This window comes from Actinokineospora iranica (assembly GCF_900101685.1).
Lineage (GTDB): Bacteria > Actinomycetota > Actinomycetes > Mycobacteriales > Pseudonocardiaceae > Actinokineospora > Actinokineospora iranica.
Window position 1 is genome coordinate 95195 of record NZ_FMZZ01000016.1, and the last position, 19293, is coordinate 114487.

12 protein-coding genes and 1 tRNA gene are annotated in these 19293 nt (G+C 71.8%); 6 read left to right on the top strand and 7 right to left on the bottom strand.

The features are described 5' to 3' along the window. Positions 1-13 precede the first annotated feature (13 nt). Positions 14-820, top strand: coding sequence for a PIG-L deacetylase family protein (locus BLS56_RS25875; RefSeq protein ID WP_228771935.1), 807 nt, complete (start codon positions 14-16; stop codon positions 818-820). Next, a complete protein-coding gene (locus BLS56_RS25880; RefSeq protein ID WP_091455965.1) occupies positions 817-1857 on the top strand; it encodes a lysylphosphatidylglycerol synthase domain-containing protein in 1041 nt (346 codons plus the stop codon). The genes BLS56_RS25875 and BLS56_RS25880 overlap by 4 nt, the downstream gene beginning before the upstream one ends. 161 nt (positions 1858-2018) lie before the next feature. Here the strand turns inward: BLS56_RS25880 and BLS56_RS25885 are convergent. Next, positions 2019-2092, bottom strand: a tRNA-Leu gene (locus BLS56_RS25885). A gap of 100 nt (positions 2093-2192) precedes the next feature. Here BLS56_RS25885 and BLS56_RS25890 point away from each other — a divergent pair. Further along, a complete protein-coding gene (locus BLS56_RS25890; RefSeq protein ID WP_091455966.1) occupies positions 2193-2414 on the top strand; it encodes a DUF3618 domain-containing protein in 222 nt (73 codons plus the stop codon). 43 nt (positions 2415-2457) lie between these two features. On the opposite strand, the gene BLS56_RS25895 is transcribed toward BLS56_RS25890, so the two are convergent. After that, positions 2458-2877, bottom strand: coding sequence for a hypothetical protein (locus BLS56_RS25895; RefSeq protein WP_228771936.1), 420 nt, complete (start codon positions 2875-2877; stop codon positions 2458-2460). Between the two features lie 121 nt (positions 2878-2998). Then, on the bottom strand, positions 2999-3661 hold the full coding sequence (locus tag BLS56_RS25900) for a TetR/AcrR family transcriptional regulator (RefSeq protein ID WP_324187539.1): 663 nt from the start codon (positions 3659-3661) through the stop codon (positions 2999-3001). Between the two features lie 80 nt (positions 3662-3741). Between BLS56_RS25900 and BLS56_RS25905 the strand changes: the two genes are divergently transcribed. Continuing rightward, the gene (locus tag BLS56_RS25905; protein WP_091455973.1) at positions 3742-5235 is read left to right on the top strand and encodes a flavin-containing monooxygenase; all 1494 of its coding nucleotides are present in this window, start codon (positions 3742-3744) and stop codon (positions 5233-5235) included. Positions 5236-5748: 513 nt separating this feature from the next. Here the strand turns inward: BLS56_RS25905 and BLS56_RS25910 are convergent. From BLS56_RS25910 to BLS56_RS25920, 3 genes are all read right to left on the bottom strand, one after another. Continuing rightward, positions 5749-6234, bottom strand: a complete 486-nt coding sequence (locus BLS56_RS25910; protein WP_091455976.1) for a helix-turn-helix domain-containing protein — start codon at positions 6232-6234, stop codon at positions 5749-5751. 152 nt (positions 6235-6386) lie between these two features. After that, the gene (locus tag BLS56_RS25915) at positions 6387-8366 is read right to left on the bottom strand and encodes an LCP family protein (RefSeq protein WP_091455978.1); all 1980 of its coding nucleotides are present in this window, start codon (positions 8364-8366) and stop codon (positions 6387-6389) included. Positions 8367-8519: 153 nt separating this feature from the next. Then, the gene (locus BLS56_RS25920; protein WP_139191002.1) at positions 8520-10733 is read right to left on the bottom strand and encodes a phospholipase A2; all 2214 of its coding nucleotides are present in this window, start codon (positions 10731-10733) and stop codon (positions 8520-8522) included. A gap of 355 nt (positions 10734-11088) precedes the next feature. On the opposite strand from BLS56_RS25920, the gene BLS56_RS25925 reads away from it, so the two are divergent. After that, the gene (locus BLS56_RS25925; protein ID WP_194957335.1) at positions 11089-14571 is read left to right on the top strand and encodes a BTAD domain-containing putative transcriptional regulator; all 3483 of its coding nucleotides are present in this window, start codon (positions 11089-11091) and stop codon (positions 14569-14571) included. Positions 14572-14656: 85 nt separating this feature from the next. On the opposite strand, the gene BLS56_RS25930 is transcribed toward BLS56_RS25925, so the two are convergent. After that, positions 14657-15886, bottom strand: a complete 1230-nt coding sequence (locus BLS56_RS25930; RefSeq protein ID WP_091455986.1) for an MFS transporter — start codon at positions 15884-15886, stop codon at positions 14657-14659. A 403-nt stretch (positions 15887-16289) separates the two neighbouring features. Here BLS56_RS25930 and BLS56_RS25935 point away from each other — a divergent pair, with 403 nt between their 5' ends. After that, positions 16290-17177 (top strand): SDR family NAD(P)-dependent oxidoreductase, encoded by an 888-nt coding sequence (locus BLS56_RS25935; protein WP_091455988.1) that lies wholly within the window; start codon positions 16290-16292, stop codon positions 17175-17177. Positions 17178-19293 lie beyond the last annotated feature (2116 nt).

A 19293-nucleotide genomic window follows, 5' to 3' on the forward strand; every position in this document is an offset into this window, starting at 1 on the left:
TTACGCTGATCGGGTGCAGCAACGGGTCGCGGTGTTCTTCCACGCTCACCCGGACGACGAGGCCCTCCTGACCGCGGGAACGATGGCGATGCTCGCGGCCGAGGGCCACCGCGTCGTGCTGGTCGTCGCCACCGCGGGGGAAAGCGGCCTGGCCGACACCGCGCGGGGGGCCGCGCTCGGCGCGCTCCGGATGACCGAACTGGCCCGGTCCGCCGCGGTGCTCGGGTGCGCGCGCGTGGTCTGCCTCGGCTACGGCGACTCCGGGCTGAGCCCGGAGACGACGGCCGCGCGGCCGGGTCCGGCCTTCGTCGACGTCGACATCGAGACGGCCGCCGAGGCGCTGGCGGCGGTGCTGGCCGAAGAGAGCGCCGACCTGCTGACGATCTACGACCCGGCGGGCGGCTACGGGCATCCCGATCACGTGCGGGTGCATCTCGTGGGCGCGCTGGCCGCGCGGATCGCGGGGACGCCGATCGTGTTGGAAGCCACCGTCGACCGCGATCTCCTGCTCCGGGCGCTGCGCCTGCTCGGCAGGGTCTACCGGTTCCCGCCCGAGTTCGATCTCGCGGTGTTCGAGCGCGCCTACACCCCGGGCAGGCGGATCACCCACCGGGTGAACGTCGCGCGGTTCGCCAAGCGCAAGCGCGCGAGCATGGCGGCGCACGCGTCGCAGGCGGGCGGCGCGGACACCCGGACCCTGGCGCTGCTGCTGAGGCTGCCGCGCCCGCTGTACCGGTTCGCCTTCGGCACCGAGTGGTACGTCCGCCGCGACCTCCCGCCCGGTGTCCGGCTGCGCCACCCCTTCGACGAGCCGCCATGAGCCGCGCGCGGAGCAGGTGGCGGCGGGTCTGGCTGTCCGGGGTCTCGCTCGGCCTGGCCTTGACTCTCGTGGTGTGCCTGCCGTGGATCGCCCACGCCCTGACGGGGAAGGACGTCTCGTGGTCGGAGATCGGCGCGCGGTTCGCCGACCTGCGCCCCGACCTGGTCGCGCTGACCGCCGCCGCGTGGTTGGCCAGCCTGCTCGCCTACACCCGCGTGCTGACCAACTCGCTGCCCGGCCTGAGCACGGCGCGGGCGCTCGCGCTCAACGCGGCGGGCAGCGCGGTCAGCAATTTGCTGCCCTTCGGCGGCGCGGCGGGGGCGGCGCTGACCTTCGCGATGGCCAGAAGCTGGGGGTTCACCGGCAGGCCCATCGTGGTGATGACGGTGGTCAGCGGGGTCTGGAACACGATGTTCCGGTTCCTGCTCCCCGCGGTCGGCGTCATCGCGCTGCTGGCCGCGGGCCACGCCATCGACCCGGCCGTGGCGAAGGCGGGCTGGGTGAGCGCGCTGTCGATCCTGCTGCTGGTCGCCGTGGTCGCGGCCGCGCTCTACTGGGACGCCGCGGCCACCCGCCTCGGCCGCGTCCTGGACGCCCTGGCCCGGCTGACCCGCCTGCGGGTTCGCGCGTCCGCGGCGCTGGCGCGGCTGCGCGAGGACACCGCGGGCATCGTGCGGACCCGGTGGCTCGGCCTCTCCACGGGCATGGTCGGCTTCCTCGGCGCGCAATGGCTGGTGCTGCTCTGCTGCCTGTGGGCCGCGGACGCGTACCCCGGCGCGGCGCAGTCCGTCGCGGTCTTCGCGCTGTCGCGGGTCCTCACCATGGCGGTGATCACCCCCAGCGGCGCGGGCCTGATGGAGGGCGGCGTCGTGCTGCTGCTCTCGGCGTTCGGGGTCGACACCGCCGCCGCCACGGTCGCCGCGCTCCTGTTCGGCTTCTGGACTTACACGATCGAGATCCCCGTCGGCGCCGCGGTCCTCGGCGGCTGGGCCCTCTCCCGACGACGGCCCGCGCAGGCGCAGGAGAGAGCCTGCTGACGGCAACCCGGCGTCGAGCCGGTCGGAGCGCGGGTTCGACCTTGGCCGACCGCGGGCCGAGAAGCGGTGTTCGCGGTCGGTAGCGAGGCTCCCCGGTCGCTCCGGGAAGACGGAGCGGACTCGGTGGTTGACCAGCGCCGTGGCTGGTCGATCTCGAACTGTGGGGCCGGAGAGACTCGAACTCTCACTGGCACGGACCTAAACCGTGTGCCTCTGCCAATTGGGCTACGGCCCCCGTAGGACACCGGACAGCGTAACGGCGTGGCCCGTGCGCGGGTCGTGCGGGCGGTGATCTACCGTTGTCCCCGCCGACGGCTTGTTTCCTAGGAGGACACGTGGCTCGCGACCCAGACACCATTCAGCGCGAGATCGAGCAGGCCCGTGACGCGCTGGCCGCGACCCTGGACCAGCTCGGCACCAAGGCGAGCCCCAAGCGGCTGGTCGACAACGCCAAGGTCAGCGCCAAGTCCAAGCTGGACGACCCGAAGGTGAAGCTGGCGTTGCTCGGCGTCGGCGCGCTGGTCGGCCTGCTGGTCGTGCGCGGCCTGTTCCGCTAGCCGCTCCCGCGCCCTGGCCCGGAGGTCCGCCACCGGGCCAGGGTCATGCGGACGGGGTGGCCTTCTCCGGCTCCTGGGCCTCGGCTGTCTTGCCGGCGGCCTCGGTGGCCTCGGCGGGTTTGGGAGCGGGCTCGGTGGTCCTCTTGGCGGTGGCCTCGGCGACCCCGGCGGGTTCGCGGGCTTCCGCCTTCTGGGGAGCGGTCGGCGTGGGGGCTTCCGGGGCGGGCCTCGCGAGGCGGGCGGTGAGGTAGGCGGCGGTGAAGCCGACCGCGTCGCCCTCGATCATGTGCACCACGGTGCGCGGGTGCTCGCCGGGAGCGAGTTCTTCCACGAGTTGGTCGACGCGGTCGCGGGCGGCGATCAGACCCTCCGCCGAGGCGGTCAGGGTCTTGTCCTTGCCGCTGACGGTGACCTTCCAGTCGTCGCCCTTGTGGGTGTAGTCGGCCGAGATCAGTTCAAACATCACGCGCCCCTTAGTGCTCTGGTGTCCTCCGAATGAGCGACGCCAGTGCCTGCTGTCCATGACGGCACTGGTGCAAGCGTGTCGCCATTTCGGCTGATGGCCAGGGTCACGTGAGCGAAACTCACCCGTGCGGGCGAGTGTCGCCGGGGGTTTCCCGCGGGTGGACCATCGCGGCCACGCCGGACCAGAGCATCCGCATCAGGTAGTCCGCCGCCTCTTCGGCGCTGACGTCCTCTTGCGCGACGTACCAGAGGGACAGTCGCTCGCAGGCCCCGACGACGATCTGGGCCGCGACCTCAAGGTCGCGGCGCGGGGTGTCGGGCAGGAACGCCGAGAACAGCGCGATGTCCAACTCGACCTGCTCCTGGCGGACCGCCTCGATCTCGTCGAGGGCGGCGGGCCCGGCGACGGCGGCCTCGTTGATCAGCAGCAGCGACCACGCGCGCCGGTGGCCGTCGGTGAACTCGAAGAACGCCCGCGCGGCGCGGCGCAGGGCGTCCTCCGCTTCTTCCGCGCCGACCACCGACTGGCTGATCGAATTGACAAGCTCCGTGCGCGCCTGTCGGATGCAGGCGATGAGGAGCCCTTCCTTCGAGCCGAAGTACTCGTAGATCATCGGCTTGGAGACCCCGCAGCGCTCGGCGATCTCGTCCATGGACGCGGCGAGGTAGCCCCGTTCGGCGAAGATCTCCTCGGCGACGGCCACCATCTGCCGCTCCCGCTCGGCGCGCGGCATTCGGCGTTTGCGCTCGACCTTGTCCCTCGCGTCCTCGGTTGTTGTCACGAAATGAGTCTACCGGAAGTAACCTACTCGCGGTAAGGTTGACTCCGGGTAACACCAAACTAGGGCATGGAGGAACCGCGATGGGCAAGCTCATCCACACCGGTGTGGTGGTCGTCGGTACCGGGTTTTCCGGCATGGGCATGGCCATCCAGCTGCGTCGGGAACACCGCGACGACTTCGTCATCCTGGAGAAGGCCCAGGACTTCGGCGGCACCTGGCGGGACAACACCTACCCCGGGTGCGCCTGCGACATCCAGTCCCACATGTACTCCTTCTCCTTCGAGCAGAAGCCCGACTGGTCCCGCTCCTACGCCCCGCAGCCCGAGATCTGGCAGTACATGCGCGACGTGGCAGCCAAGTGGGGCCTGGCCCGCTACACCCGCTTCGGCACCGAGGTGACCGGCGCCCGCTGGGACGAGGAGGAGAACCGCTGGCACGTGGCCACCGGGACCGGCGACACCTACGTCGCCCAGTTCCTCGTGGCAGGCGTCGGCGCGCTGCACCTGCCGTCCATTCCGGAACTGCCCGGCATCGAGAAGTTCCAGGGCGCCGCGTTCCACTCGGCACAGTGGAACCACGACTTCGACCTGACCGGCAAGCGCGTCGCCGTCATCGGCACCGGAGCCAGCGCGATCCAGTTCGTGCCCCAGATCGCCCCCAAGGTCGCCGAGTTGACCCTGTTCCAGCGGACCGCGCCGTGGGTCATGCCCAAGCCGGACCACCCGATGCCCCCGTGGTCGCAGAAGGTCTTCGCCAAGATCCCCGGCGCCCAGCGCGGCTACCGGCACCTGCTGTACTGGATCAACGAGATGCGCGCCGTCGGCTTCAACGGCCACCAGGGCATCCTCAAGTACGCCTCCAAGCTGGCCGAGTGGAACATCAAGCGCTCGGTCAAGGACCCGGCCCTGGCCGCGAAGCTGACCCCCGACTACGTCATGGGCTGCAAACGCGTCCTGATCTCCAACGACTACTACCCGACGTTCAACCGCCCCAACGTCCACCTCGACACCGACGGCGTCGCCGAAGTGCGGGAAAACAGCGTCGTCGGCAAGGACGGCCGAGTCCACGAGGTCGACGCGATCATCTACGGCACCGGCTTCCACGTCACCGACTCGTTCGACTACCTGGACATCACCGGCCGCGACGGCCGCGACCTGGCCAAGGAATGGCGCGACAACGGCATCAACACCCACATGGGCATCAATGTCGAGGGCTTCCCCAACCTGTTCTTCCTCCTAGGGCCCAACACCGGCCTGGGCCACAACTCGGTCGTCTTCATGATCGAGTCCCAGATCCGCTACATCGCCAGCGCCCTGCGCCTGGTCGACCACCACGGCGCGGCAGCCCTCGACGTCCGCCGCGCGGCCCAAGACCGCTTCAACGCCGACATCCAGCGCAAACTCGCCGACGGAGTGTGGACCCAGGGCGGCTGCATGAGCTGGTACCTCGACTCCCAGGGCGTCAACCGCACCATCTGGCCCGGCTTCACCTGGCGCTACTGGCTCCAGACCCGCAAGGTCGACCCGGCGGACTTCGAGCTCATCACCCGCACCCGCGTCCCCGTCCCCGCCTGACCACCCCCACGGTGCCCCGGGCTGCCCAGGCCTGCCCGCCAAGCTCCCCCGAGGCGCCAGTGATCGCGAGTTATCCACAGGCCCGGCGCACTCTCTTCCCTGCGCTGACCTGCGGCGATAGGATGGATCAGGGATGGTCCCCCAGGGAGGGTGGGCTTTGCGGTGGGGGGCGGTGGGGGCGGCGAAACAGGTCAGGGCGGGGCTGTTCAGAGCACACCTGCCCTCCTAGCAACCGCCCCGGCCCTGCCCGGTGCCACATGGAGCAGGACAGCACCCCCCACTCACCTGCCAACCACACCCGGCCCTGCCAGGCTTTGCGGGGAGCGGGACAGGGCACCCCGCCCCCGCAAAGCCTGGGCCTGCCAGGTGTTCGATGGGTGCGGGACAGCAAACCCGAGCACTTGCCAGGCCGCACGGCCCCTGCCAGCAACCCCCGACAGCCAGCGCAGCCAGCGCAGAGCCAGCCCAGCCAGAGCACAAGGCCCGCCGCCACCAGCGACGGGCCAAGAGCCCTCAGTCCAGCTCAGACCCAGCTAACTCACGCAACCGGCTGATCAAGTCGATCGTCTCCATCCCGCACAGCGCCGCGAGCTGTTCAAGCGCAGCGATATCCAAGTGGACATCCGCTGGCCCCTGTTGAGGATCGTGTTCCAACAGCCGCTCAGCCGCCCACCGTCGCAATGGCAACAGCTCCGGTCTCGGGTCTCGCACGGCCCGGTGCAGGTTGACCCGCACCCGGCCGATCGAGGTGCCCGCGAACGCCCGGTCGTGCACCCTCGCCATGAGGTCGTGGGGCAGCGCGTCGAGGGCGACGCAGATTTCCACGAACCGGACGACAGAGCACTGTCGGGTTCCCAACTCATACGTTGCCAGGGTCTGCAGCGAGATGTCGCTTTGCAGCCTGCCGTTCAACTCCTTGCGAGTCCACCCCCGCTGTTTGCGCAACCGTCGGATCTCGTCTCCGAGAATCCGCTGGTAGTTCGACACATCGATCCGCACGCTCGCCCCTCTCGACCGGCAACTCGGCCGCTGGCCAGTGCCCACACAGGAGGAAGCAACTAACCCGCCCGCTCTTACGCGAGTTGGTGCCGAATTGCTCCGATAGGGTGATGTCGCGGGCTGAACTCAGGCAGATTGGTGCGACTTCGGGGTCAGTTGACGCACACCGGGCCGGGCTGCTGGGCGCGGGCGGGCGCGCCGAGGTCCAGTGCGGGTGTGCGCGCGAGACGGTCGCCCTGGCTGGTCGTGGTGAAGTCCTTGCCGAGTAGGACGGTGACGGTGCCCTTGGTGAGCTTGGTGTCCGGTTCGACGGTGATGTCGTCGCCGAGGGCCTTGGCGACCGAGTCCGCGCTGGACTTCTCGCCGGTCGCGTAGCGGACGACGGACTTGGCGCGGGTCGTCGCGTTGCCGGTCTCCCCGGTTTTGAAGCCCTGCGCGGTCAGGGAGTCGGCGACCTCCGCGGCGAGGCCGGTGCGGCCGGAGGCGTTGAGGACGGTCACGGTCGGCTTGCCCGCGGACGCTTCCGACGAAGGCGGGGTGGTTCCCGAGGACGGGGCGGGGGGCGGGGCGCTGCCGCCGAGCAGGCCCTGCATGAACGAGCGGACCTGCTGCGGGTCGATCTGCACGGCCTTGCCGTCGCTGGGGGTGTCGAGGTCGATGGTGCCGTGCGGGATGGTCTTGAAGGCGATGTTGCCGCCGGTCACGCTCATCATCTGCTGGGCGAACCGCATGATGTCCCACTGGTCGTCCAGCACGACCGATTTCTTGATCGCCTCCTGGAGCTTGCCCAGCGTCGCCGACCCGGGGGTGAGCACGTCCTGGGAGAACACCTTCTTGGCCATCGCGCCCATGAACACCTGCTGGCGCACGATACGGTCGATGTCGCCGTTGGTCAGCCCGTGCCGCTGCCGGACGAAGGCCAGCGCGGCCGCGCCCTGCAGGTTCTGCGGGCCGGCGGGGAAGTTCGCCCCGGAGTAGGTGTCCTTGACCGCCTTGTTCAGGCAGACGTCGATGCCGCCGATGGCGTTGGTGATGTCGAAGAAGCCGAGCAGGTTGACCTCGGCGTAGTGGTCGATGGAGGCGCCGGTGAGCTTGCTGATGGTGGCGACCAGGCTCTTGGCGCCCTCCTTGTTGGACTCCACTTCGAGCTTGCGCTCGTCGCTCACGCCTTCCTTCTGCAGCCGGGCGCGCGCGTCCAGCTTGGCCCTGCCGTACGCGGAGTTGATTTTGTGCTTGCCCTGCCCGGGGATGTCCACGTAGGAGTCGCGCGGGATGGAGATGCCGACCGCCTTGCCGCCGTCGTTCGGGATTCTGATCATGATCAGCGTGTCGGTGTTGACCTCGCCGTCGAACTTGCCCGCGTTGAGCATCGCGAGCTGCTCCTTCGACAGCGGGTTGCCCTGCGCGTCGGTGCGGCTGTCCATCCCGACCATGAGGATGTCGATGGCGCCGTCGGCGGGGCGCTCGTTCAGCGGCGCCAGGACGTCGGCGGTGGTGAGGTCGTTGGCGAACGAGTCGGCGAGGCGCCAGTAGTACCCGGTGGTCGCCAGGACCGTCGCGGACAGCAGGCTCACGAAGACCTTCCGACCGGTTCCTTTGCGTTCCTCCGGGACGGGCCGCGGCCGGGCCGCGGGCCGCGCGCGGGGCGCGACCCGTTCGGTGGGGGCGGCCGCGGCGGCCCGGGGACGCGCGGCGCCGCGCTCGGGCCGGGGACGGCGGACCGGGTCGCGTGTCCCCGCCGGGGCCTCGGCGCGGGCGGGCCGGGCGGCGGGCGGAAGCGGGGCGTCGCGGTCCCGGCGGGCGGACCTGCCGGGAGCGGCTGCGCCTGCCCGTCGGGGATCGGCGCGCGGGTCCCGCCGGGCTTCGGCGCGGGGGTCGGCGCGGCGCGGATCGGCGCGCTTGGGGTCGCGCTTGGGGTCGATCCGGTTGGGGTCGGCGCGGCGCGGGTCCAGCCGGGCGGGGTCGGCCCGGTTCGGCCGGGGGACCTCCCGGTCGGGGCGAGCCGGGCGCGGCGGACGGGGAGCCTCGGGGCGCTGGGGGCGCGGCACGTCGCGGTCGGGCCGGGGCGCGTTCCGGTCGCCCGGCCTGCCCTGCCCGCCGCGCCTGCCTGGCTCCGGCGGCCGGTACTCCACGCCTGCTCCTCCCTGTCGGGTGCGGATGTCTCCACGGGCGGCGCACCACTTCCCGACACGATAGAGACGCCGGTGACCGCTTTCAGGTTGTTTCCTAGACTGGCATATGCCGGATCGACGGCTGCCACGCAGCTGTCCGCCGACCCCGCCGGGTCAGCCGCCGGGGCTCTCCCCGGCCGGTGCGGGCACCGGTGACCTGCGCGGATACCACCGGAGCGGCACCGCGCAGGCGACCGCGGCGACCACCGCGACGGCGATGGTCGCGCCGTGCGCGGTGACCGCCGTCCCACTGACCGTGGTGATCATCGGCGGCACGCAGGCCACCGCGGTCAGCAGCCACGGCCACGGCGTGGCCGCGGTCCCGATCCGCACCGAGTGCAGCAGGTACCAGCCCAGCAGCAGGTGGATGATGCTGGCCATCGGGTCGAGCGGCACGCCGAGCAGCACCACGCCCGCGGCGCCGCCGGTGAGCCCGGTGACGGCGAACCCGACGATCCCCGCCGCCCCGTACCCGGTGCCCAGCGCCGCGGCCACCGAGTCGAGCCGCCCGCGCTGCCCGCCCGCGGCGAGGGCGCCCGGCTCGACCGTCGAGCGCCACTCGAACAGCAGGAACGCCAACGCGGTCGGCACCCCCAGCAGCGACAGCGCCAGCAGGGTGCTCGGCCGGGCCAGCCAGTCGACCGCCGCCGTGCTCGGCAGGCCCGCGCTGCGCGCCGCGCCGATCAGCCCGGCCACCAGCAGCATCGCGAGCAGGTAGACGAGGTAGACCGTCATCGGGGCGGACCGTACGAACCGCACCGCCCGCGCCGCCCGGCCGCGGGCGACCGCCCGCAGGCCCGCCGGTCCGGGCAGCGCCACCAGGCACACCTGGACGAGGCCGATGAGCAGCACCCCCAGCGCGGACGGCACGAAACTCGGCGTCCCGGCAGGCTCGGCGATCAGCTCCCGGGAGTGGCCCGCGACCGCGGCCAGCAGCACCAGGCACGTCAGCGCCGCGGCGGCCACCGATGCCAGCAGCGGGCGCGGCAGCCGGTCGAACGTCCCGTCGGCGTAGTGGAACGCGAGCTGCCCGAACAGCGCCGCGAGCATGATCCCGCCTGCGTAGGCCGCGGCCGACCCGGAGCCGAACAGCCCCAGCCCGGCGATGGCGGCCGCCTGGGCGACCGGCGTGGCCACCGGCGCGTGCCGGTGCAGCCAGTGCAGGACCGGTGTCGCGCCCACCACCAGCAGGTACAGCCCGAGCAGCCACAACGGCTGGGCGACCAGCCTGCCGAAGGTGTCCACGGCCGCGTCGGAGGCATCGAGCAGGTCCAGCGACAGCGGCACCACCAGCCACGCGGTGACGAACGCCAGCACCGGCCGGATCAGCCAGCACACCCGGCCAGCCAGGTAGCCGCCGTAGCCGGTGCCCCGCGCCCGCGCGGCCTGCCAGGCCAGCAGGTTCGAGTTGCCGCCCGCGAAGAAGAACAGCGGCACCAGTTGCAGCAGCCAGGTCAGCGGCCACAGCGTCGACGCGGGCACGGCCAGCAGCGGCGCGAGCGCCAGCGCCGACTCGGCCAGCACCACCCCGCCGAGGCTCACCACCCGCAGGAAACCCAGATAGGCGGCCCGGTCGCCGTCCCGCTCGGGCAGATCCAACGGCGCCGCGCGGGGAACGCCGGGGCGCCGCCGGGCGAACGCGGGCACCCGCACCGCGAGCAGCACGACCACCACCAGCAGCGCCACCGCCCAGGTCCCGATCGGCTCCGGCCGCGGCGGGCCCCAGCGCTGGTGCCACGAGTTGGCCACCAGGCCCGCGGAGAACAGCGAGGCCACCATCCGGCAGGTGCCAGCCGACCCGCGCGGGTTGATCTCGCACTGCGCGCGCATGTCGTGGGAGAGCCGCTCGTCGAGCTTGCGCCGGGGCTCCGCGCCCAGCGGCTGCCCCTTGGCCGAGGCGTAGCGGAGCAGGTCGTAGCCCAGGTCGTGCGCCTTGCACCCGGCCGAGTAGTCCCAGCGGGTGTCGTCGTCGCCCCACGGGGTGGAGCAGCCGCCGTCGGCGTGCACCGCGCGCGTCGTCCCGTCCGGCGCCGTCACCCGGCCGGGTACGACACCGGTGACCTGGGTGAAGTCCGCGGGCAGGGCGGTGATCGGGTCGCGGCCCGCGCGCGGGTCGAGCAGCGCGTCGATCGCGGCGGCGGCCTGGGCGACCGATCCGGTCGGCGCGCGCTCAGGCGGCTCGGGCGAGCGGGACGCGACGACCCCGTACCCGGCCGCGGCCAGCACCACCAGCGCCAGCCAGCCGAGCCTGCCGCGCAGTCGGACCCGGCTCCACGACCGGTCCACTTCAGTTCGCGACAGCCGCGACGACGAAGACTTCGACTTCATCCGGCAAAGGCCATCGCCCGCACTTCTGCCCCCACCCGGGGAAGGCTACCGGTGACCGGACGGTGACTGACCGCTTGGGATCGGAGAACCGGGGGGCGTGGCACGGCGTACCCCCAGGACGCCGCGCCACGATCGAGCCCCCCGGTTCGATCCCCCCCATTGCCCCCCGAGTGGACACGTTACGGGCTGGTACTGGCAGCAGGCCTGTACTCCTCGCGGCAGTCTTCCGGCGGTGCCGAAGCGGCCCCCACCTGGGCCTATGACTGGGCCATTTGCATTAAGATGCACAACCGGCAAGTCTGTACCGAGAAGGCGGCAAGTCGCCCGGCCACGCTCGGCCGGGGAAGGGGGCCAGATGCTCGTCCCGCCCGGCTCGTTCGGCGAGAATCTGCGCTCGCACCGGAGCAGGGTGGGGCTGACCCAGCAGCAGCTCGCCGAGCGCTCCGGGGTGAGCATCCGCGCGCTGCGCTATATCGAGCGCGGCGAGGTGGGGATGCCCCGGGCGGACTCGGTCCGCAGGCTCGCCGAGGCGCTGGGCGTCGAGCCGGAGACCCTGGCCCAGTCGGGCCCGCCGCGGGCGCGGCCCAGTGGCGCCCCGCAGCTTCGGCTCAGCGTCCTGGGCCCGTTCACCGTCGCCCACGGCGAGCGCGCCCTTGAGGTCGGCGCCCTCAAGCAGCGGTCCCTGCTGGCCCTGCTCGCGCTGCACCCGAACCGGCCGGTGGGCCGCGAGGAGATCATCGACGTCCTGTGGGGCGAGAGCCCGCCGGACAGCTGCCTCGGCCTGGTCCACACCTACGCGTCCCGGTTGCGCCGAGCCCTGGTGTCGGCCAGCCGACGCCACGCCGGGGTCATCGTGTCCACCCCGAACGGCTACCGGCTCACGGTCAAGGCCGACCAGTTGGACCTGGTGCGGTTCGACGGCCTCGCCGCCCGCGCCCGCGAGATCCGCGCGACCGACCCCGACGCCGCGGCCGACCTGCTCGACGAGGCCCTGGCCTGCTGGCGCGGCCCGGTCCTGGCCGACCTGCCCGGCAGGCTGCGCAGGCACCCGACCGCGGTGGCCGTCGCCGCCCGCAGGCGCGAGGCCGCCCTCGCCCACGCCGACATCGCCCTGGCCCTGGGCAGGCACGCGCGGGTGGTCGCCAACATCCGCGGCCTCGCCCACGAGGAGCCGCTGCACGAGGGCCTGCACGCCCGCCTGATGCTCGGCCTGGCCGGGACCGGCGAGCAGGCCGAGGCGCTGCGCGTGTTCTCCGACATCCGCACCCGCCTGGACGAGGAACTCGGCGTCGAGCCCGGCCTGGAGATCCAGGACGCGCACCTGCGGGTGCTGCGCGACCGCCCGGCCGCCCCCGCCGCGCCCGAGCCGATCGCCGCCCGCCCACCCGCGCAGCTGCCAGCGGAGACCCCCGGGTTCGTCGGCCGCGCCGCCCCGCTGGCGGGCCTGGACAAGCTGCTCGACCGGCTCGACGGGCACCCGGGCGTGGTGATCGTGGCGCTCTCGGGCACCGCGGGCGTCGGCAAGACCGCCCTGGCGCTGCGCTGGGCGCACCGCGCGCGCGAGCGGTTCCCCGACGGCCAGCTCAGCGTCAACCTGCACGGCTACGCCTCCGGCAGCACCCCGCTGACCACGCACGAGGTGCTGGTCCGCTTCCTGCACGCGCTCGGCGTCGCCCCGGAACGCGTCCCGGCCGACACCGACGAGGCCGCCGGGCTCTACCGGACCCTGCTCACCGGCAAACGCGTCCTGGTGCTGCTGGACAACGCAGCCACCGCCGAGCAGGTCCGCCCGCTGCTGCCCGGCTCGTCCGGCTGCCTGGTGCTGGTCACCAGCCGCGACCGGCTCACCGGCCTCACCGCCCAGGACGGCGCCCACCAGCTCCCGCTCGACGTCCTCGACGCCGACGAGGCCGTCGACCTGCTCGGCAGGCTCGTCGGCGTCGGCCGGATGCGCCGCGAGCCGGACGCCGCGGCCGAGATGGCCGCCATCTGCGGGCACCTGCCGCTGGCGCTGCGCATCGCCGGGGCCAACCTGGCGATCCGGCCGCTGATCAGCATCGCCGACTACACCCGTGAGCTGCGCGAACGCGGGCGCATCGCCGGGCTCGCCGTCGCGGGCGACGAGTCCGGCGCGGTGCGGGCCGCCTTCGACCTGTCCTACGAGAAGCTCACCCCGGCCGCGCGCAGGCTGTTCCGGCTGCTCGGCGCGCTGCCCGGCACCGACGTCGACGCCGCGGCCGCGGCCGCGCTGAGCGGCCTGCCGCCCACCGACGCCGCGCGGCTGCTGCGCGTGCTCGACCACGGCAACCTCATCCGCGAGCACTCCCGCGGCCGCTACACCTTCCACGACCTGCTCCGCGAATACGCCTCCGACCGCGCCGCCGCCGAGGACACCGAAGCCGACCGGGTCGCCGCCGTGGTCGCCCTGTTCGACCACTACCTGCGCGAGATCGAGACGCACAGCGCGATCCTGTGGCGGGTCGGCGCGGCCGCCCCGGAGCCGGGCGCGGAAGACCGGGCCATCGCCTGGCTCGACGCGGAGCGGGCCAACCTGGTCGCCGCCGCGGTCGCCGCCCCCGGCCTGGGCCTGCACCGCTACTCGTGGCGTTTCGCCGAGGCGCTGCGGCCGTACTTCTGGAACCGCGGCCACGGCGCAGAGGGCATCGCCGTCGGCCAGGCCGCCCTCGCCGCGGCCAGGGGAGCCGACGACGTCGACGCCGAGGCGTCGGTGCGCGACCTGCTCGGCGCGATCCACACCAACCTCAGCGACTACGTCACGGCCATCGAGCACCACCGCTGGGCGCTGGAGTTGGCCCAGGGCACCGGCAACCGCATCGTCGAGGCGTCCGCCCTGCACAACCTCGGCCGCGCCCACTCCCAACTCGGCCAGCCCGCGCAGGCCTCGGCGTTCTACGAGCAGGCGCTGGAGCTCAACCGCATGATCGGCAACCGGTTCGGCGAAGCGGGGGCGCTGCACTATCTGGGCGGCGCCGCGCTGTCCCTGGGCAGGCCGCAGGACGCGATCGAACGGCACACCAACGCGCTGGAGCTGAGCACCCGCATCGGCCACCGGCACGTCCAGGCCGCCGCCTGCCAGGGCCTGGGCCTGGCCCTCTGGGCAATGGGCGACCTACCCCGCGCCGCCCAGCGCTACCGCGAGGCGTTGGCCATCTGCCGCCGCTACGGCTACCGCCACGGCGAAGTCAGTATGCTCATCTGCCTCGCGGAGACAGGCTGCGACGCGGGCGACTACGCGGCGGCCGCGGCCCAAGTCCGCCAGGCGATGGAGGCAGGCCGCCAACTCGGCGAACGCAGACACGAAGTGAGCGGCCTGGACATCCTCGCGTCGATCCAACAGCGCACCGGGGAGTGGTCGTCGGCGGCCATGCACTACGCGCGTGCTCTGGGACTGGCCAGAGAGATCCGGTTCGGCTACGGGGAAGCGTCGATCCTGACCGGCATGTGCGCGCTTTACCGGCGCACCGGGGACCCCCGGGCCGCCATCGATCACGGCACCGGGGCCCTGGCGCTGATGCGGGACACCGGAATGCGGCTGCTGGAGGCGCGGGCCCTGACCGAACTCGCGCACGCATACCTGGACAGCGGAGACTCCGAGTCGGCCGCCGACCAGATCGAACAGGGAATGGCCATCGCCGGGCGGACCGGGCAACGGCTGGCTGAGGCGCGGGCTCGGCATGTGCGGGCGCTGGTTCGGCAGGTGTCCGGGGACCGGACTGGAGCGTTGGCGGATTGGCAGGCCGCGTTGCCGGTGTTCGAGCGGTTGGGGGTGCCGGAGGGGGCGCATGTGCGTGCGCTCTTGGCCGCGTTCGCTGCTTGATGGCTGGTTTGGTGGGTTGGCTCGATGGGGGGAGTGGCTTGTTCGGGGGCAGGCCCACTCCGCTTTCCGGTCGCCTGAACGGGGGTTAGGCGGCGTCTTGGTGGTCGGCGGCGGATGGGGTTACGGCGGTGGGGCTTTTGGTCTCGTCCTGGTCGTGGATGCGTGACCAGGTGATGGTGGCGGGGACCGCGATCAGGACGCCCAGGAGGCCTGCCATGGCGATGGTGTTCATGGTCGAGCCGGTCAGTTCCGCCACGGCGCCGCCCGCGGCCATGCCCAGGCCCTGGGAGACGCGGAGGCCGGTGCGGGCTGTGCCGAAGGCGCCGCCGCGGATCTCGTTGGGGACGATCGAGTTGAACACGCCCATCACGGTGATCTGGTAGGCGCCGACCGCGCCCGCCAGGGCCAGCAGGATCAGGGCCCAGACCAGGCCGGGTTTGAGGAAGAAGAGGACCAGCACGCCCACCGAGGCCGTCGCCAGGACGCCGATCAGCTTGGGGCGGTGCTTCGCCGGGATGAAGTGGGAGATCAGGAAGGTGCCCACGATGAAGCCGAGTGGGTCCGCTGCCAAGAGCCAGCCGACCGCTTGTTCCGGGGCGCCTGCCTCCTTGGCCAGGGGGGCGGCCAGGCCTTCGGGGATCACCGCCAGGCCGACCAGCCAGGACAGGGTCAGCAGGACGCGCAGCCTGCGGTCGCCGAAGACCCACTTGGCGCCCGCGAACCAGGCGTCTTCCTTGGAGCCCGCGGTGGGGCGGTTGCGGACGCTGTACTGGATCAATGCCGCGGCGAGGGCGAAGGTGATCGCGTCGATGATCAGTGCCCAGCTGGTGCCGATGGCCCCCACCAGGAGGCCGCCGCCGCCCAGGCCCAGCAGCATCATCGTGTTGGTGGTGATTCCGCGGAGGTCCTGGCTGCGCAGATAGAGGTCGTCGTCGGTGAAGACCTCGCGGGTGGTGGCGTTCTGGGCGGCCATGGCGGGGGACTGGACCATCGGGATTATGATCACCAACACGAACAGCACCCACAGCGGCATGTGCGGGATCGCCATCACCCCGACGACGACCGCCTGGATCGCCGAGCACACCACCATGAGTGTCCGGCGGCGGTACCGGTCAGCGAGTTGGGACAGGCCCAGGCCGCCCGCCAACGCGGGAAGGAAAGTCAGCGCGTAGATGCTCGCCGCATAGAACGCGGAGCCCGTCCGCTGATAGACCAGGATGGCCAGCGCCACCCGGGTCAACTGGTCGCCGCCGACTGAGACGGCCTCGGCGAACCAGAGAGCGCGGAACTCCCGGTCGGCGAGAACCGCGGACATTTTCGGCGCTGTTCGGCCCATCTACGCTCCCCCCGGCGGGCGGGTGGCCCGCGCGGCTGCTGTCGTCCGCCGCGCCCTGGTGGCGGCGCGGTGGACCTCGGCGTACTGCCGCTCGGTTATCACGGCGTTGCACAGAGTACCGGTATCCGGCCGCTGGATCGCGTTCGGTGAGCCCGCGAAACGCTCCCGTGCGTCCGTCCGGCGCAGCGGGTCCGATCAGTCGGTGCTTACCGGCGGGCTGAAAGGCCCACCACGCTCGGCGCAGCCCCGCCACCACTCGCCGAGACCGACCTCCGGGGCGGCCGCCGCGGGCCAACACTGACCACAGCCGGTGGTGGTCCGACGACCGCCGCCGCGTCCGGGCGTGCCCGGCGCGGGATCGGGGCCGGCGGTGGGAGGCGACATGAACACGGTAGACGGCAAAGCGATAGTGGTGACCGGAGCGGGCCGCGGGCTGGGCGCGGCGTTCGCGGCGCACCTGGCCAAGGCCGGGGCCGCGGTGGTGGTCAACGACGTGGACGCCGAGCAGGCGCTGGCCGTGGCCGCGCGACTCCGCGCCGACGGCGGCGCGGTCGTGGCGAGCACGCACTCGGTGGCCGACCCGGAGCAGGCGGCGGCCATCGTCGACTTGTGCGTCGCCGAGTTCGGGGCCGTCGACGGCCTGGTCAACAACGCGGGCCTGAACTACGAGGCGCTGCCGTGGGAGGACGACCCCGCCCGGGTGCGGGAACTGGTCGAGGTGAACGTCCTCGGCGTCATCTACACCGGCATGGCCGCGATCCGGCGGATGCGGGCGGCGGGCGGCGGCTCGATCGTCAACGTGTCCTCGGGGGCGTCGCTGGGCCAGCGCACCATCGGGGCCTACGCGGCCAGCAAGGGCGCGGTGTCGTCGCTGACCTACTCGTGGGCGCTCGACCTGGAGGACTGCGGCATCCGCGTCAACGCGATCTGCCCCAGGGCCTACACCCGAATGGTGTGGACTTCCGAGCGCGCGTCCCGGCAGACCCCGCCCGAGCAGACCCCCGACCTGGTCGCGCCGCTGGTGCACTTCCTCCTCGGCGACCGGTCGGCGGGCATCACCGGGCAGGTGATCCGGTGCACGGGCCCTGACCTGCACATCGTCGGCCAGCCGTACTTCAAGGCGCCCATCCTGGCCCGGGACCACTGGGACGTCGACGCGGTCGCCACCGCGTTCAGCGAGATCCTGGGCGGGCACCTGGAGCCCTACGGGTTGGAGAAGCGGCTCCCGCCGCGCGTGCGCAAGTGGCTCACGCCGGTCCGCACCGCCTGAGCGCCGACGCCTGCCGGGGGCGCGGGATCGGGTGATGTCCGGTTTCGCGCCCGCCGCGTCGCGGGTATGCGTCGAAAGAGGGTGTTTCTCCGGATCGGTGTCCGACTAAGGTCCTGCTCCATTCGGGCGCTGCTTGGCGTAGTGGGACCACTACTGTCGGCGCAGGCCGTAACGTGGAATCGTCGGACGGCGAGCCGTCGGCGATCGGACGTGACACGCGGCCCACACGGGCGACGATGTCACGGGCAGCAGATCGTTGAACAGGAAACCAAGTCGGCGGGGGCCAGCACCCTTCCCGGCGCGACAGGCACCCCTCGCGGGCGCCACCGAACGGAGAAGGGGAGGTCGCACCGTTGGGTTTCACCAATCGCGGGAACGCACGGAAAGCACCTCCGGGTAGGACACGGGCGGGTGAGGACGACACGCGCTTCACCAGTCACGGCTGCACATCTGGAATCCCTCCGGTCAGGACGGTCAAGGTGGACAGTGGGGTCGAGGTCACCAGTCGCGGGAACGCAATGGACACTCCTTCGGTCGATGTGGACAGTGCGGACGCTGTGGTCACCAGTCGCGGGACATCGGGCTCTCCTGTGGTCGTCGGGGCGGTGGAGTCGGGGGTCACCAGTCGCGTGAACGCATGGGGGGCTCCTTCGGTCGGCGTGGGTTCGGGTTCCACAGGTTGTGAGATCACTTGTGCCGCTCCTGTGGTTGCCGGGGGTGCGGGGGTCACCAGTCGCGGCTGCGCATCGGGCTCTCCTTGTGTTGGGGTGGACGGGGCGGGGGTTTCGGTCACCAGTCGCGGGACATCGGACTCTCCTGTGGTCGTGGGGGCGGTGGACCCGGTTGTCGTGGGCTCGGGGGTCACCAGTCGCGGCTGCGCATCGGGCTCTCCTTGTGTCGAGGTGGACGGGGTCGGGATCGCGGTCACCAGTCGCGGGAGCGCATCGGGTTCTCCTGGGGTTGTGGGGGACGAGGTCGGCTTCGTGGTCACCAGTCGCGGGACATCGAGTTCTCCTGAGGCTGTGGGAGTGGTGGGTTCGGGTTTCACCAGTCGCGGGATCGCATGTGGCGCTCCTTCTGTTCGTGGGGACGCGGCGTCGGGGGTTACCAGTCGCGTGAGCGCATTGGGTTCTCCTGGGGTTGTCGGGGTGGTGGGTGGTTCGGGGGTTACCAGTCGCGGCTGCGCATTGGGGGCTCCTTTGGTTGTGGGGGAAGGGGTTTTGGTTGGGGTCACCAGTCGCGGGAACGCATTGGTCTCTCCTGTGGTCGAAGGGGATGTGGGTGGGGTGGGGGTCACCAGTCGCGTGAGCGCATGTGGGGCTCCTGTGGTGGGTGTGGACGGTGTGGGGTTCGGGGTTACCAGTCGCGTGAGCGCATTGGGTTCTCCTGGGGTTGTCGGGGTGGTGGGTGGTTCGGGGGTTACCAGTCGCGGCTGCGCATTGGGGGCTCCTTTGGTTGTGGGGGAAGGGGTTTTGGTTGGGGTCACCAGTCGCGGGAACGCATTGGTCTCTCCTGTGGTCGAAGGGGATGTGGGTGGTGCGGGGATCACCAGTCGCGGGAACGCATGTGAAGCTCCTGTTGTCGTTGTGGACGATGAGGATGGTGTGGGCGTTGGGGTCACCAGTCGCGTGACATCGGGTTCTCCTGAAGGTGAAGGGGAATCGGGTCGGGCGGGGGTCACCAGTCGCGGCTGCGCATGGGGCATTCCTTTGGCAGTGGGGGAAGTGGTGGATGTGGGGGTCACCAGTCGCGTGAGCGCATGGCGGGCTCCTGTGGTGGGTGTGGATGCTGTGGACTCGTCAGTTACCAGTCGCGAGAGCGCATGGGGGGCTCCAATGAGCGCGGGGGAAGCGGGTTGTTCCGGCGGCGACACTGGCGGGAACGCAATGGGGGCGCCAGGTGTTGATAGGGATGTGGCGCGTAAAAAGGTCACCAGGCGCGAGAGCGCATCGACTGCTCCTTCGGTCGAAGTGGATAAGGCCGCGGTGCCGCTCATCGGCGCGGGCCACGCGTCCGGCACGTCACCGACAAGTTCCACACTGGACGAAACGTGCGAGTCCGCCGAAGGTCACGGCCAGGGCGCGGATTCGAGCAAGGGAGAAGCCAATCATGGCCC

Coding starts and splice junctions, on each gene's coding strand:
- BLS56_RS25880 (WP_091455965.1), top strand. CDS start 817: ATGAGCCGCGCGCGGAGCAGGTGGCGGCGGGTCTGGCTGTCCGGGGTC.
- BLS56_RS25895 (WP_228771936.1), bottom strand. CDS start 2,877: ATGTTTGAACTGATCTCGGCCGACTACACCCACAAGGGCGACGACTGG.
- BLS56_RS25905 (WP_091455973.1), top strand. CDS start 3,742: ATGGGCAAGCTCATCCACACCGGTGTGGTGGTCGTCGGTACCGGGTTT.
- BLS56_RS25920 (WP_139191002.1), bottom strand. CDS start 10,733: ATGAAGTCGAAGTCTTCGTCGTCGCGGCTGTCGCGAACTGAAGTGGAC.
- BLS56_RS25925 (WP_194957335.1), top strand. CDS start 11,089: ATGCTCGTCCCGCCCGGCTCGTTCGGCGAGAATCTGCGCTCGCACCGG.
- BLS56_RS25930 (WP_091455986.1), bottom strand. CDS start 15,886: ATGTCCGCGGTTCTCGCCGACCGGGAGTTCCGCGCTCTCTGGTTCGCC.
- BLS56_RS25935 (WP_091455988.1), top strand. CDS start 16,290: ATGAACACGGTAGACGGCAAAGCGATAGTGGTGACCGGAGCGGGCCGC.